Annotated in this window: 11 protein-coding genes; 8 read left to right on the top strand and 3 right to left on the bottom strand. The window is 63.4% G+C overall.

Annotated features, from left to right (window positions below; genetic code table 11):
• Positions 1-5: 5 nt before the first annotated feature.
• The 4 genes from D2E23_RS05160 to D2E23_RS05145 all read left to right on the top strand — a co-directional run bounded on the left by D2E23_RS05160 (position 6) and on the right by D2E23_RS05145 (position 4,753).
• Positions 6-1,046 carry a 3-isopropylmalate dehydrogenase gene (locus tag D2E23_RS05160; protein WP_093960711.1) on the top strand — a complete coding sequence of 347 codons (1,041 nt, stop codon included), beginning with the start codon at positions 6-8 and terminating at the stop codon, positions 1,044-1,046.
• A gap of 236 nt (positions 1,047-1,282) precedes the next feature.
• On the top strand, positions 1,283-1,930 hold the full coding sequence (locus D2E23_RS05155) for a TM2 domain-containing protein (protein WP_126029918.1): 648 nt from the start codon (positions 1,283-1,285) through the stop codon (positions 1,928-1,930).
• A 46-nt stretch (positions 1,931-1,976) separates the two neighbouring features.
• Entirely contained in the window at positions 1,977-3,467 is a 1,491-nt protein-coding gene (locus D2E23_RS05150; protein WP_164520691.1) for a lipoate--protein ligase family protein, read from the top strand.
• A 134-nt stretch (positions 3,468-3,601) separates the two neighbouring features.
• Positions 3,602-4,753 carry a quinone-dependent dihydroorotate dehydrogenase gene (locus tag D2E23_RS05145; protein ID WP_126029916.1) on the top strand — a complete coding sequence of 384 codons (1,152 nt, stop codon included), beginning with the start codon at positions 3,602-3,604 and terminating at the stop codon, positions 4,751-4,753.
• A 189-nt stretch (positions 4,754-4,942) separates the two neighbouring features.
• Here D2E23_RS05145 and D2E23_RS05140 read toward each other — a convergent pair whose 3' ends face one another.
• The 3 genes from D2E23_RS05140 to D2E23_RS05130 form a co-directional block, all read right to left on the bottom strand.
• Complete coding sequence (locus D2E23_RS05140) at positions 4,943-6,070, bottom strand: NADH:flavin oxidoreductase/NADH oxidase (protein ID WP_164520690.1); 1,128 nt, start codon at positions 6,068-6,070, stop codon at positions 4,943-4,945.
• A gap of 174 nt (positions 6,071-6,244) precedes the next feature.
• Positions 6,245-8,470, bottom strand: coding sequence for a transglycosylase domain-containing protein (locus D2E23_RS05135; protein ID WP_126029914.1), 2,226 nt, complete (start codon positions 8,468-8,470; stop codon positions 6,245-6,247).
• A gap of 177 nt (positions 8,471-8,647) precedes the next feature.
• On the bottom strand, positions 8,648-9,367 hold the full coding sequence (locus tag D2E23_RS05130; RefSeq protein WP_126029913.1) for a Crp/Fnr family transcriptional regulator: 720 nt from the start codon (positions 9,365-9,367) through the stop codon (positions 8,648-8,650).
• A 306-nt stretch (positions 9,368-9,673) separates the two neighbouring features.
• On the opposite strand from D2E23_RS05130, the gene D2E23_RS05125 reads away from it, so the two are divergent.
• The 4 genes from D2E23_RS05125 to galK all read left to right on the top strand — a co-directional run bounded on the left by D2E23_RS05125 (position 9,674) and on the right by galK (position 14,178).
• On the top strand, positions 9,674-10,609 hold the full coding sequence (locus D2E23_RS05125) for a polyprenol monophosphomannose synthase (RefSeq protein WP_241227222.1): 936 nt from the start codon (positions 9,674-9,676) through the stop codon (positions 10,607-10,609).
• 37 nt (positions 10,610-10,646) lie between these two features.
• Entirely contained in the window at positions 10,647-11,450 is an 804-nt protein-coding gene (locus tag D2E23_RS05120) for a DeoR/GlpR family DNA-binding transcription regulator (RefSeq protein WP_093960716.1), read from the top strand.
• Between the two features lie 2 nt (positions 11,451-11,452).
• Positions 11,453-12,703 carry a galactose-1-phosphate uridylyltransferase gene (gene galT, locus D2E23_RS05115; RefSeq protein ID WP_126030015.1) on the top strand — a complete coding sequence of 417 codons (1,251 nt, stop codon included), beginning with the start codon at positions 11,453-11,455 and terminating at the stop codon, positions 12,701-12,703.
• Between the two features lie 227 nt (positions 12,704-12,930).
• Entirely contained in the window at positions 12,931-14,178 is a 1,248-nt protein-coding gene (gene galK, locus D2E23_RS05110; protein ID WP_126029912.1) for a galactokinase, read from the top strand.
• The last annotated feature ends 47 nt before the right edge of the window (positions 14,179-14,225 follow it).

Genomic DNA, 14,225 nt, shown 5'->3' with positions numbered 1-14,225 from the left:
TGGGTATGGCAAATGACATCAAGACACTGAACATCGCCGTCATCCCCGGCGATGGCATCGGCAAGGAAGTCACCCCCGTCGCCCAGCAGGTGCTGGAAAAGGCCTCCGAAGGCGTCGTGAACTTCAACTACACCAACTTCGAACTCGGTGCCGAGCGTTACCTGCGCGACGGTGCGATCCTGCCCGACGATGAGCTGGAGGAGATCAAGAAGCAGGACGCCATCCTGCTGGGCGCCGTTGGCGACCCGCGCATCAAGGCTGGCATCCTGGAGCGCGGCCTGCTGCTCAAGCTGCGTTTCGCGCTCGACCAGTACGTGAACCTGCGTCCGACCAAGCTGTACAAGGGCGTCACCTCGCCGCTCGCCAACCCCGGCGACATCGACTTCGTGGTCGTGCGTGAGGGTACCGAGGGTCTGTACTGCGGCGCCGGCGGCGCGGTGCGCGTCGGCACGCCGAACGAGGTGGCCACCGAGGTGTCCATCAACACGGCGTACGGCGTGGAGCGCGTTGTGCGCTACGCGTTCGAGCTGGCCATGAAGCGCAAGAAGCACGTCACGCTTGTGCACAAGAAGAATGTGCTCGTCAACGCCGGCGACATGTGGCAGCGCATCGTCGACAAGGTCGGCGAGGAATACCCCGAGGTCACGCACGACTACCTGCACATCGACGCCACCACGATCTTCCTCGTCTCCAACCCGAGCCGCTTCGACGTGATCCTCACCGACAACCTGTTCGGCGACATCATCACCGACGAGGCCGGTGCCGTGGTCGGCGGCGTGGGCTACTCCGCCTCCGGCTGCATCAACGCCACCAACGAATACCCGTCGATGTTCGAGCCGATCCACGGTTCCGCTCCGGACATCGCCGGCAAGGGCATCGCCAACCCGACGGCCGCCGTGCTGTCCACCGCCATGCTGCTGCGTCACTTCGGTTATGACGAGGCCGCCGCGCGCATCGATGCTGCCGTCGAGGCCGACATCGAGGAGCTCGGCTCCACCAAGCGCAGCACCGAGCAGGTCGGCAAGGACATCCTCGCCCGCCTGTAAATGGTCTGATCGGCCCGGTCGGGTTTGGCCCGGCCGGATCGGTCTGATCGCATGATTTGGTAGTCCAAACGAATTTGGTAGTCCAAGACGGACAGTGTGAGCACTCACAACAGTGCTTGGATGTCCGTTTCGGACTACCAAATCCTGCTTGGACTACCAATTTTCGTTTTCGCCCTCGTTGTACGCCTGCCGCACGTCTGCCACACAATGTTGTGTTGGTCGGGTAGCGTGGAAGCATGACTTCGTATAACGGGAATCCCAATCCTTACTCCAGCGGCTCCGGTAACGGCAACGCCAATGGTTCGTCCAACGCCAATGGTTCCGGCAGCGCCAACGGCACCGGCAATTCGTACGGTTCGTCCAACCCCTACAGCAGTTCGTATGGGCAGGGCGGCCAGCAGAATCCCTACGGTCAGACCGGTGCGAACCCGTACGGTCAGAATCCCTATGCCCAGCCGCAGCAGTCCGCGGGCGCTCCCGGCGGCGCGAACCCGTACACCGGCAATCCGTACGGTCAGAACCCGTACCAGCAGAGCCCCTATCAGTCGGCGCCCAACGGATATCAGCAGAATCCGTACCAGCAGGCACCGTACGCGCAGAACCCGTATCAGCAGCCGTATCAGGCCTATCCGATGAGCGACAAATCCAAGATCGCCGCCGGGCTCCTCGGACTGTTCCTCGGCTCGTTCGGCGTCCACAACTTCTACCTCGGCAACACCGGCAAGGCCGTGGCTCAGCTGCTGCTGACGCTCGTCGGCTGGATCATCGTCATCGGCCCGTTCGTCGCCTGCGTGTGGGGACTCATCGAGGGCATCATGATCCTGTGCTCGCAGTACGGTTCCCCGTGGCATCGCGACGCCAACGGCTACGAGCTGCGCGATTAGCGTAGGGACGATCATGCCACATGAATGATTTGCAAGGATGACACGAATGCGCGATACCGATCCGATCTCCGCCACGACCGGCACCGACAATATCCGAGCCGGTCGTACGTTCGCCGGTCGCGGTGAATGCAAGACGCCGAACGGCAAGCTTGTGGCGGTGTCCGTCCGTCTTGCCGGCAATGCCATCGGCAATACTGACGGCAATGCCATCGCCGACGTCCGTTCTGGCGACGGCATCATTGCCTTGGCCCGTCTTGACGGCGATTTCCTGATCGACGATATCGCCGGGATCGACGACGCCGCCGGGGGCGACGACATGACGTTGATCGCCGATGTGGAACGAGTGATCATGCGGCAGCGCGCGCCGATCGATGTCACCCGGTTCAACAACGACGTCAGTCATGCCATCAAGGCGCATCCGCGCTCCGAACTGATCGGCACCACTGCGGACGCCATCGTTACCGCCGCCGCTCGCGCGATCGCCGACGCGCTGATCGCCATGCACAGCGAAAACGGCAACGGTGACGGTGGCGTCAATGGTGACGGTGGCGATACCGGCGAAGGGTGGTCCTCCGATCGGGGCGCAACGCCTTGGAATGCAAGAAAATCCAAGGTGTCCGAGGATGCTGAGGCATCGGAGGAATCCTCGCGCTCGGTTTCCCCTGATATCGTCTCCTCTTCCGACGAAAAGGCCGCAAACGTACCCGTGTCCGGCACCAACGTCCCGCTCTCCGGCCGTTGGCGCGATCTCTCCGATCTTGCCCCGAGCGTCATCCTCGACCCTGAACCCTACACGCCGGCCATGCAGATGGCGCTCGACCAGACCATCGCCCAAGCCGTGGCGGCTGGCGAACAGCCCCCGATTCTGCGCTTCTGGAACTGGGGAGGCCCTGCCGTGGTCATCGGTGCCTACCAGTCCGTTGAAGGCGAGGTGGACGAAGCCGAAGCTGAGCGTGAAGGATTCACCGTGGTCCGGCGCATCACCGGCGGCGGCGCCATGTTCGTTCGCCCCGACGACACCATCACCTACTCGCTTTACGTGCCCGAATCGTTCACCCACGGGCTCGACCCGGTGGAATCCTACCGGCTCTGTGACGAATGGGCGTTCGCCGCACTGCACGCCATGGGCATTCCCGCCGTGCACCAGCCGATCAACGACATCGCCACGCCGTCCGGCGGCAAGATCGGCGGCGCGGCGCAACGCCGATTCCCCGGCAGCCATGCACGTCCCGGCTGCATCCTGCACCACGTGACCATGGCCTACCGCATCGATACTGCGGCCATGAGCCGCATCCTGCGTATATCCAAGGAAAAGCTCAAATTCAAGGCCGTCGCCTCGGCAAGCAAACGCGTGCAGCCACTCGCCACGCAGACCGACATGACCCGCGAGCAGATCGTCGACGGCATGCTCAGGTACGCGCTCGCCGCCATCCCCGGCGCACATCCTGACACCCTTCCCAAATCACTACTGACACAGGCCCACTCCCTAGCCGAAACCAAATTCACCACCCCCACCTGGACCCACCGCATCCCCTGACCCCCTCGTGCTCCCTCCGGGGGAGGGAGCTGTCACGCACAGCGTGACTGAGGGAGGGATCAAACCCCACCCAACACGACAATCCCCAACACAGGGAATGGCATCGCCGCCCGCAAGCGTGTAAAAAGGACGGTATGAGTTACGTGTCGCAGTCGCCAATCCACAACATCGTCAACAAGGCCAGCACCAATCTGTTCGCCTTCGCCTACAAAAACGTCGCCAAAAAGGCGTTCTTCGCCATGCCGCCGGATCAGGCGCACGACGCCATGATCTCCGGCTGCTCGCTGGCCGGCAAGGTGCCGCCGCTCATGTGGATGCTGCGCGGAATGCTCGACTACACGGATCCCGCGCTCGAAACCGAAGTGATGGGCGTGAGGTTCCACAATCCGTTCGGCCTGTCCGCCGGACTCGACAAGGACTGCAAGCTGCCCGCCGTGCTCGACGCCGCCGGTTTCGGCTTTGAGACGTTCGGCTCCACCACGGCCCGCCCGTGCGCCGGCAACCCCCGCCCGTGGTTCCACCGTCTGCCCGAATACGGGTCGATGATGGTGCACGCGGGACTCGCCAACGAGGGTTCCGCCAAGGTGATCGCCCGCGCCGAGAAGGCGTTCACGAACGTGAGCACGCTGCGCATGTCCGCATCAATCGCCCGTACGAACGACAAACTGGTGGGTGACCTCGACGAGGGCATCGCCGACTACCGCACGTCGCTGGAGCGTGCCGTCGGCCGTACCGACATGATCGAGGTCAACGTCTCCTGCCCGAACACCATGGCCGGCGAGCCGTTCACCAGCGACCCGAAGAACCTCGACCGACTGTTCACGTCCCTCGACGAGGTGAGCCGCCCGCAGCCCACGCTGGTCAAGCTGCCGCTCAACAAGTCCTGGGATGAGATGAAGGCGCTGCTCGACGTGCTTGCCGAGCATAACGTGCAGGGCGTGTCGCTGGCGAACCTGCAGAATGACCGCACCGGCATGGACGACATCCCCAAGGACTGGAAGGGCGGCCTGTCCGGCATGCCGTGCGGCAAGGCCAGTACCGAGCTGATGGCCCGTGTATACCGCGACTACGGTGATCGTTTCGCCATTGCCGGCGTTGGCGGCGTGTTCACGCCCCAGCAGGCGTACGCGAAGATCCGTGCCGGCGCAAGCCTGATCATGTTCATCTCGTCGCTGATGTATGTGGGACCGCAGAACATCAGCACGCTCAAGCGAGGTCTGGTGGAGCTGCTGCACGCTGACGGCTTCGACAACGTGCAGCAGGCCGTCGGCATCGACGTCCGCTGACGCAGCGTATTCGCGATCAGCGCATTCAACCCTCCCTCAGTCCGACTTCGTCGGCCAGCTCCCTCCCCTGGAGGGAGCACGAAAAGGGTTTCAGCCTAAGCGGATAGCACACACAACCTCGTGCTCCCTCCAGGGGAGGGAGCTGTCACGCACAGCGTGACTGAGGGAGGGCTCCAACCCTGCGAACGTTCAGTACGCGCCGCGCACGTACTGATCCGGGTATCCCGCCGCCTCGGTGCTCAGTCCAAGCTTGTACGCGGCGCGCAGCGGCCAGTACGGATTACGCAGCGCGGCGCGTCCGATCTCCACGGCATCCGCGTCCCCACGGTTCACGATCTTGTCGGCCTGCTTGGCCTTGGTGATCAGGCCCACCGCGGTGGTGCGAATGTCCGCGTGTTTGCGCACCTCCGACGCGAACGGCACCTGATACCCCGGTTCCGCCGGAATCGTCACGCCGGCGATGATGCCGCCCGTCGACACGTCGATCAGATCAACGCCATGACTGCGCAGCGCACGCGCGACGGCGATGGTCTGATCCAGATCCCATCCGCCCGCCGCCCAGTCGGTCGCGGAAACACGCACGAGCAGCGGCGCATTATCGGGCATCACGCTGCGTACGGCGTCGGCCACTTCGATCAGCAGGCGCATACGGCCGTTGAGATCGCCGCCATACTCGTCGGTGCGCTCATTGGTGAGCGGATCCAGAAACTCGCTGAGCAGATATCCGTGCGCGGCATGAATCTCAATAGCCTGGAACCCGGCACGAACGGCACGAGACGCGGCGGCGTGGAACTGCTCCACAATGCCGTGAATCTCCTCCACGCTCAGCTCACGCGGCATCGCATAATCGCCGAATGCAATGGGGGAGGGGGCCACGGTCTGCCATCCGCCGGCGTCCATCGGCACGCTCTGCCCCTCATATCCCACGGTGAAACTACCCGTGGAACCTTTACGACCGGAATGGTTGAGCTGCACGGCGGGCACCGCGCCGGCGTCACGAATGCCATCGACGATCCAACGCCAGGCCTCCACCTGATCGTCGTTCCACAGGCCCACGTCATTGGGAGAGATACGTCCTTCGGGACTCACCGCCGTCGCTTCGGCGATCACCATGCCGAATCCGCCGAGTGCGCGCGACACATAGTGCTGGTAGTGGAACGGCGTGGGCTTGCCGTCCTGTGCGAACGCCGAATAGGTGTCCATCGGCGGCAGCCATACGCGGTTGCGGATTTCCAACCCACGTAGGGTGAGCGGATCGAACAGATGCGGTCGTGTGTTCTTCTTGGAGCGTTTGTCGGTTCGTTTATCAGCTGCCATGATAATGCCTTCGTTCGTTGTGGCCATTGCCAGTGTTGTGTGACTACGGCCGGTGTCCGCCCGTCCCCTTCCCATGCCGACGTCAGCATAACAAAACAGGCGCAGGGGTTGATGCCCCTACGCCTGTTTTACCACATGAGCTCTAGACGAAGTCCGTGGAACTCGCTGTGGAACTCACTGCCCTTCGGTGGTGGTTCCGGAAGTGGTGCCCGAGGTGGTGCCGGAGTTCGTGCTGGTGCTGCCGCTCGTACTGCGCGACTTCGTTGAAGAACTCGACTTCTTCTTGGTGGTGGACGACGACGTGGAACCGGTCGTGCGGATCATGTTCTGATCCGGATTACCGTAGTCGTTGTCCTGCGGAATGTTCGCGGAGCTCAGATAGTTCTCCATGAACTCCTTCCACGTCGGCAGTGCGATATCGGCACCATACCAGGACGAGCGGTACACGCCGTTGATCGTGCCCTTGAGCGAGACGCCCGAGTTCTCGGCGTTGGTGATCAGCGCGAACGCGGCTACCTGCGGCACGAAGCCGGACGTGGCGAGCTGCGTCTGCTCGCTCGTACCGGTCTTGGCGAAGGTCTTGCGTCCGTTGGACAGCTGCGCGTCCTTCGCCACGCCCTGCGTCACGTTGAGGTTCATGGCGTAGGCGGTGGTCTGCGCCACTTCGGAGGAGATGGCCTGATGGCAGTTGGCGCTGGGCACCTTGTAGCTCTTGCCGGAGCTGTCGACCACCTTGTTCAGGGCGATCGGCGTGCATTCCACGCCGTTGCCGGCGATGGTCGCGTACACGTTGGCCATGGTCAGCGGCGACGACGGTTCGGTACCGATCACCATCGACGGGTTGTACTTGGTGATGTCGGTGCCGTCGGCACGGTGATAGCCCATGGTCTTGGCCATGTCGGCGATGGACTTCAGGCCGATGCGCTGCGCCATGGACACCTGGGTGGTGTTGTGCGACTGGTTGAGCGCCTGCAGCGGGGTCTCCGGATTCACCGTGCCGCCACCGGAGTTCTGCACGTCGAACACGCCGGCGCCGTCGGCATCGGGGATGGTCTTGTACGAGTAGTGCATGCTGGTGGCCAGCGGCTCGTTGGCGGAGTTGCCGGCGTTGATCCATGCGGCGAAGTTGATGGGCTTCCACGTGGAACCGACCTGGAAGCCGGAGCCGCCGCCGTCCGCGTAATCCACGGCGTAGTTCACGGAGGTACGCGTGGTGCCCGCTCCACCGTTCACGTCGTACGTACGGTTCTGCGCCAGGGCGAGCACTTCGCCGGTGCCCGGTCGGATCGCGGCGAGGATGTTCTCGTAGCCGCTCGGATCGTCTTCGGGCAGGTTGTCGCGCACGGCGGTCCATGCGGAGTTCTGCGCGTTCACGTCGAGCGTGGTGTAGATGTTGAGGCCGCCCTGCTTGATGAGCTGTCGGCGCTCCTTGAGCGTCTTGCCGAACGCCTCGGACTTCTCGATCTGGCGGATCGCGTAGTCGCAGAAGTATGCGGCGTTGCCCGCGGCCTGGCATCCCACGGCCACGTTCTGCACGTGCAGGGTGTCGGCGAGCGGGATCTTCTTGGCGGCGTCGGTCTCGGACTTGTCGACGAAGCCCCATTCGCTCATCAGATCAAGGGTGATGTTGCGCTGCTTTTCGGCCTCCTCCGGGTTCACGGTGGGGTCGAAGTTGGCGGGGTTCTTGGTGATGGCCGCGATCGTGGCGGATTCCACCAGATTCAGGTCGGACGCGCTCTTGGAGAAGTAGTGCTGCGCGGCGGTCTCCACGCCGTACACGTTCTTGCCGAACTGCGCGATGTTGAGGTAGCCCTGCAGAATCTCCTGCTTGGAGTACTTCTTCTCCAGCTCCACGGAGATGAGCATCTCGCGCAGTTTACGCGCGATGGTCTCCTCCTGTGCGTGGTATGCCTCGATCGGATCATCGTCTTCGAGCGCCTGATCGATCAGAATGTTCTTCACGTACTGCTGGGTGAGGGTCGAACCGCCCTGGGTGTCGCCCTTCTTCACGTATGTCTGCACGAATGCTCGTGCGATGCCCTGCGGGTCGATGCCGCTGTGATCCCAGAAGCGGTGGTCCTCACGCGCCACCACGGCCTTCTGCATGTAGTCCGAAATGCTCTTCAGCGGTACGATGATGCGGTTCTGCTCATAGAACGTGGCCAGTACGGTGGTGCCGTCGGATGCATACATGCGCGACTGCTGCGGCAGATCGGCCAGATCGAAGTTGATGTCGTCGGCCTTCAGCGAGGAGGTCAGGCTCTTGGTCATGGCGTTCGCGCCCATGACGGCCGGCAGCAGGAAGCCGGAGGCCACCACGCCGCCTGCGACGCAGAACATGATATAGGCAAGAATCAGCGTGAACACACGACGAGTTGTCTTAGGTTTCTTTTCGGGCATGGTGCCCATTGTAAAGTGGTGACCCTACCTTTCGATCATCCGTTTCCAATCTTCACCGCACTGTCATTCCCGTAAAATCCGCTGGGAATTTACTGATGTGCCCTTTTCCGTGTGCTCCCTCCGAGGGAGGGAGCTGGCCGACGTAGTCGGTCTGAGGGAGGGGTACGTGGCGGAAGCCTACTGATGTGCTCTGCGGATCAGCTTGCCCGGCTGGTAGATGATGATCGTGCGACCCCTGCGTGAGATCCACCCGCGCTGCGTGAACTCCATCAGCGCCTTGTTCACCGTCTCGCGGGAGGCTCCCACAAGCTGTGCCATCTCCTCCTGCGTCAGATCGTGCGGCACCACCAGACCGTCCTCGCTCGGCTCGCCGAATCGCTGGGCGAGATCGATGAGCGTCTTCGCGAGCCTGCCTGGCACGTCCATGAACACCAGATCGGCGATGCGCTCGTTGTTGAGTCGTGCGCGATTGCCCATCACCTGCAGCATATCGATGGCCACGCGCGGATGCTCGTCGAGCCATGCGAACAGTGCGGCGCGTTCCAGCGAGGCGACGATCGTGCCGTTGGTCATCACGATGGCGGAGGCGGTACGCGGGCCGCCGGTCGGGTCGAACACGGGGATCTCGCCGAGCAGTTCGCCGCGTCCGGTGATCGACAACAGGTGGATGCGATGATCCGTCGATTCTCGGGTGAGTTTGATGCGTCCGGTTTCCACCAGATACATGCGGTGGTCCGTATCCCCCTCGTGGAATACCGCATCGCCTTTGGAGTAGTAGCGTCGCTGGAGGTGCGGCAGCAGCTGGTCGGCCTCCTCGGGGCGCACCTGCTTGAACAGTGCGGTGTGCAGAAGGGCGTCGCGTTGGCTTTCCAAGTCGTCGGTAGCGCGAATCACCAAGCGTCAACCTCCATCGTTGAGTCCCTTATGATTTTTCTCAGTCTATTAGTCTAGCGCGCACGGTGGTGGCCGAATATCCTGTTGAATGGATTTGTCGACAATTGGCAGTCAGTGGCCATCCGGGTAACGGTGGCCGATAGAGACGAACATATATATAAGGAATCGGATATGGCGGTTTTGGCGAGCGGGGGAGCGGAGTCACGACGTTCGGCGGAGCGTTCGGGGAATCATGTGAGCGTTTCGCATGGTGGAAGTCCAACGATTGGCAAACGGGCTGATGATTCGTCGCGTGCGCCGGGGCAGGGTATGTCTGCACGGGCCGTATCCGGGCAGGAGGTCTCTGCACAGTCGGTCGTGGTGGTGATGCCCACGTATAACGAAAAGGACAATCTTCCCGTCACGGTTCCCGCGATCCTGCGGTACTGTCCGAACGTGCACATCCTGATCGTGGACGACAATTCCCCTGATGGCACCGGTGATCTCGCCGATGCGATGGCCGATCGTGACCCGCGCATCCATGTGCTGCATCGGGCGGGCAAGGGCGGTCTCGGTCCCGCGTATCTGGCCGGATTCCGTTGGGCGTTGGACCGCGACTACGACGTGATCTGCGAGATGGACATGGACGGATCGCATCGGCCGCAGGATCTGCCGCGTCTGCTCGCGCCGCTGATGGGGGAGTCCAAGTCGGGTGTGCGAGGTGCCGGGTCGGAGAGTGCGATGGGATCGGCGTCCGGGAGATCGTCGTTGTGTGCGACGGGGACGGCCGATGCCGGGGCCGAGGACGGTCACCGTAACGGACGTGGTGTCGAACGTCATGCCGAGCGGGTCGATCTGGTGATCGGTTCGCGTCGTGTGCGTGGTGGGCGTTCGGAGGGCTGGCCGTGGTACCGCAATCTGATCTCGTCGTGCGGATCGTGGTATGCGCGCATGATGCTCGGCTCCCATGTGCACGACATGACCGCCGGGTTCCGTGCGTATCGTGCATCGATGTTGCGTTCTGTTCGTTTGGACTCTGTGGAGGCCGGCGGCTACGTGTTCCAGATCGACATGACCCGTCGTGTGCTGGCCGCCGGTGGCGTGATTCGCGAGGTGCCGATCGTGTTCCCGCAGCGCGCGCTCGGCGTCTCCAAGATGAGCTCCGCCATCGTGATCGAAGCCATGTGGCGCGTCACCATCTGGGGCCTGCAGCGGCTGCTGCACGATATTCGGCGTACAACACGTCACAAAAAAATGTTCGGTTGATTTTACTTTTTGATAGGTTGTGTGCGATAATGTTCATATGATTTCCTCCCATAGACAACATGTGATTCTGAGCAGGCTCCGCACTCGCGGTGCCGTTCGCATCACCGCGCTCAGCAAGGAACTCGGCGTCTCATCAATGACGATCCGCCGAGACATCGCCGAGCTTGCGGACAAGGGACTGCTCAAGCGCGTGCACGGCGGCGCCGTGACCACCAGCACGCTGCTCGCCGAACCGCTGTTCTCCGTCAAGTCGCAGATGGACATCGGTCTCAAGGACGCCATCGCGCGCGCCGCCATCGAATACGTGTCGCCCGGCGATGTGATCGCCATCGGCGGCGGCACCACCGCATACGTGTTCGCCCAGCATCTGCTGGAAAGCGAGAACTCGTCGGGCATCACCATCCTGACGAACTCGATCCCGGTGGCCGAGCTCGTGCAGGCCATGGAGAACAAGGACGCCGAGGTGATCGTCACCGGCGGCGTGCTCACCCGCTCCAACTCGCTCGTCGGTCCGATCGCCGACAAGGTGATCTCCTCGCTGCGCGTCAACACGCTGTTCCTCGGCACGCATTCGGTGTCCATGCCCCGCGGCTTCCTCACCCCGAACTCGCTGGAATCCGCCACCGACGCCGCGCTGATCAACATCGCCGACCGCAGGGTGGTGCTGGCCGACCATACCAAGTGGGACAACACGTCGTTGTCCATGTTCGCAAGCTTTGAGTCCATCGACGTGCTAATCACCGACGATGGACTGGATCCCAAGTACGCCGAGCAGGCCAAGGATCTGGTAAAAGACCTCGTTCTGGCTTCCCAGGACGAAACCGACAAGGAAAGAGAGTAATGATGACCGAATTCGCGCAGTATGTTCCTGGCGAATATGCAAAGAAGCACATCCGCATCACTCCGACCACGCTGGCCGACGGACGTGACTTCTTCTATCTCGACGACGATCCGGAGTACGTCTCCGGCGCCAAGACGCGTGAGCTGAAGGATCCGCGTGATCTGCCGTACCGCTTCAGCAACCAGCTCAACGCCGCCGGCGAAGAAGTGCCGTACGCCGCGCCCGAGATGCGTCGCGATCCGCTGACCGGCGACTGGATCCCGATGGCCACCGCCCGCATGAACCGACCGATCACCGCCGGCCCCGGCGCCACCGCCAAGGGCAACCCGCTGGCCGCCCGCAAGCCCGGCGATCCGTACCAGGACGGCGAGGTGCCGGACACCGACTACAACGTGGTCGTGTTCGAGAACCGCTTCCCGTCGATGGTGCGCGTGCCCGGCCGCAGCGAGGACGTCACGTTCGTTGACGGCAACCCGCTGTGGGAGAAGAAGATGGCCGCCGGCCGCTGCGAGGTCATCTGCTTCGATCCGAACGAGCATGGTCTGCCCGCCGACCTGCCGGTGTCCCGTCTGCGCACGGTCGTCGAGGCGTGGGCGTTCCGCACTGCCGAGATCTCCGCCATGGACGGCATCGAGCAGATCTTCCCGTTCGAGAACCACGGCGCCGAGATCGGCGTCTCGCTGGCCCACCCGCACGGTCAGGTGTACTGCTACCCGTTCATCGCTCCGAAGATGGAGAAGGAGCTCAAGCAGACCGAGGCCTACCACGAGAAGACCGGCGGCAACCTGCTGCGCGATCTCATGAACGCCGAGCTCGAGGCCGAGGAGCGCGTGATTATGCGCAACCACAGCTGGGTCGCCTACGTGCCGGCCGCCGCCCGTTGGCCTCTCGAGGTGCATGTGGCCCCCGTACGCGACGTGCTCACCATCGACGAGCTCAACGATCAGGAGCGCTGGGATCTGGCGCAGATGTACTCCACGCTGCTCAAGCGCGGCAACGCGTTCTTCGACAAGGGCGACGGCAAGGGCATGGACCTGCCGTACATCGCCGCCTGGCACCAGGCCCCAATCCACGACCCGCGCCGTGCGAATTACCGCCTGAACCTGCAGTTCTTCAGCTTCCGTCGCGCTGCCAACAAGATCAAGTACCTTGCCGGCTCCGAGTCGGGCATGGCCGCATGGATCTCCGACACCACGCCAGAGCTCATCGCTAAGCGCTTCCACGAACTCGGCCCCATCGACATCGAAGACTGATGCCTATTTCCGGCTCCCCTCTCCGAGGGGAGCTGTCTGCGAAGCAGACTGAGGGGAGCGCGCGCCCGAACCCCCACCCGCAACACACATTGTCGAATGTTCGACCCTGCCCCTATAATCTCCCATAACCGAACAAAACTTAACAATAATCAACATCGCATGCGACGACAAAGCCGTTCGAATTCGCATGCGATCACATACCCATCCAAGGAAGGAACACCACAACCATGGCGAAAGTCGAATTCATCGCCCCGCTCGAATCCGAGGACGGCGTCGCCCGCGCGACCGAACTGTTCAAGGCCGCCTACGGCGAAGCGCCCGAAGGCGTCTGGAGCTCGCCTGGCCGCGTCAACCTGATCGGCGAACACACCGACTACAACGCCGGCCTGTGCCTGCCCATCGCCCTGCCGCACCGCACGTACATCGCCCTCAAGCCGCGCACCGACACCACCGTGCGCGTCGTCTCCGACATCAAGCCCGACGACATCGCCACCGCCGACCTCGACGGACTCGAAGCCCGCGGCGTCGACGGCTGGGCCGCCTATCCGGTCGGCGTGGCCTGGGCTCTGCGCGAAAAGGGCTTCAACGTGCGCGGATTCGACGCCGCATTCGTCTCCTGCGTGCCGCTCGGCAGCGGCCTGAGCTCGTCGGCCGCCATGACCTGCTCCACCGCGCTCGCCCTCGACGACGTGTACGGCCTCGGTTACGGACAGTCCGACTCCGGCCGCGTCACCCTGATCAACGCCGCCATCAAGTCCGAGAACGAAATGGCCGGCGCCTCCACCGGCGGCCTCGACCAGAACGCATCCATGCGTTGCACCGAAGGCCACGCCCTGCTGCTCGACTGCCGCCCCGAGCTCACCCCGCTCGAGAACGTCTCCCAGCAGCCGTTCGACCTCAAGGCCAACAAGCTTGAACTGCTCGCCCTCGACACTCAGGCCCCGCACCAGCTCAACGACGGCCAGTACGCCGAACGCCGCTCCACCTGCGAGAAGGCCGCCGAAATCCTCGGCGTGGCCAACCTTCGCGTGACCGCCGACGCCATCCGCGAGGCCGACGATCCGGCCAAGGCGCTGCAGGACACGCTCGACGCCCTGCCCGACGAGAACATGAAGAAGCGCGTGCGCCACGTCGTCACCGAGATCGAACGCGTGCGTGAATTCGTCAAGGCCTTCGCCGAGAACGACATCGAAGAGGCCGGCCGCCTGTTCAACGCCTCCCACGACTCCCTCGCCGTCGACTACGAGGTCACCGTGCCCGAGCTCGACGTGGCCGTGGACGTGGCCCGCCGCAACGGCGCCTACGGTGCCCGCATGACCGGCGGCGGCTTCGGAGGCTCCATCATCGCGCTCGTCGACGCCGGCCGCTCCGAAGAGGTCGCGCAGAAGATCGCCGACGAGTTCGAGGCCCGCGGCTTCCACGCCCCGCGCGCGCTCGCCGCCTACGCCGCCCCCAGCTCCTCCCGCGACGCCTGATCCGCTGATTCTCCGTCGTGCCTAGGGACGTAAGCCTCTCACGAAAC

It is taken from the genome of Bifidobacterium callimiconis (assembly GCF_003952005.1).
GTDB classification, from domain to species: domain Bacteria; phylum Actinomycetota; class Actinomycetes; order Actinomycetales; family Bifidobacteriaceae; genus Galliscardovia; species Galliscardovia callimiconis.
Note: the sequence above shows the minus strand (reverse complement) of the source record. Positions and strands in the feature narration are given on the sequence as shown.

What these genes read in the sequence shown, in the direction of transcription:
- galT (WP_126030015.1), top strand. Translation starts at nt 11,453, where the DNA reads ATGACCGAATTCGCGCAGTATGTTCCTGGCGAATATGCAAAGAAGCAC.
- D2E23_RS05155 (WP_126029918.1), top strand. Translation starts at nt 1,283, where the DNA reads ATGACTTCGTATAACGGGAATCCCAATCCTTACTCCAGCGGCTCCGGT.
- D2E23_RS05125 (WP_241227222.1), top strand. Translation starts at nt 9,674, where the DNA reads ATGTCTGCACGGGCCGTATCCGGGCAGGAGGTCTCTGCACAGTCGGTC.
- D2E23_RS05120 (WP_093960716.1), top strand. Translation starts at nt 10,647, where the DNA reads ATGATTTCCTCCCATAGACAACATGTGATTCTGAGCAGGCTCCGCACT.
- D2E23_RS05150 (WP_164520691.1), top strand. Translation starts at nt 1,977, where the DNA reads ATGCGCGATACCGATCCGATCTCCGCCACGACCGGCACCGACAATATC.
- D2E23_RS05145 (WP_126029916.1), top strand. Translation starts at nt 3,602, where the DNA reads ATGAGTTACGTGTCGCAGTCGCCAATCCACAACATCGTCAACAAGGCC.
- D2E23_RS05140 (WP_164520690.1), bottom strand. Translation starts at nt 6,070, where the DNA reads ATGGCAGCTGATAAACGAACCGACAAACGCTCCAAGAAGAACACACGA.
- D2E23_RS05160 (WP_093960711.1), top strand. Translation starts at nt 6, where the DNA reads ATGGCAAATGACATCAAGACACTGAACATCGCCGTCATCCCCGGCGAT.
- D2E23_RS05135 (WP_126029914.1), bottom strand. Translation starts at nt 8,470, where the DNA reads ATGCCCGAAAAGAAACCTAAGACAACTCGTCGTGTGTTCACGCTGATT.
- galK (WP_126029912.1), top strand. Translation starts at nt 12,931, where the DNA reads ATGGCGAAAGTCGAATTCATCGCCCCGCTCGAATCCGAGGACGGCGTC.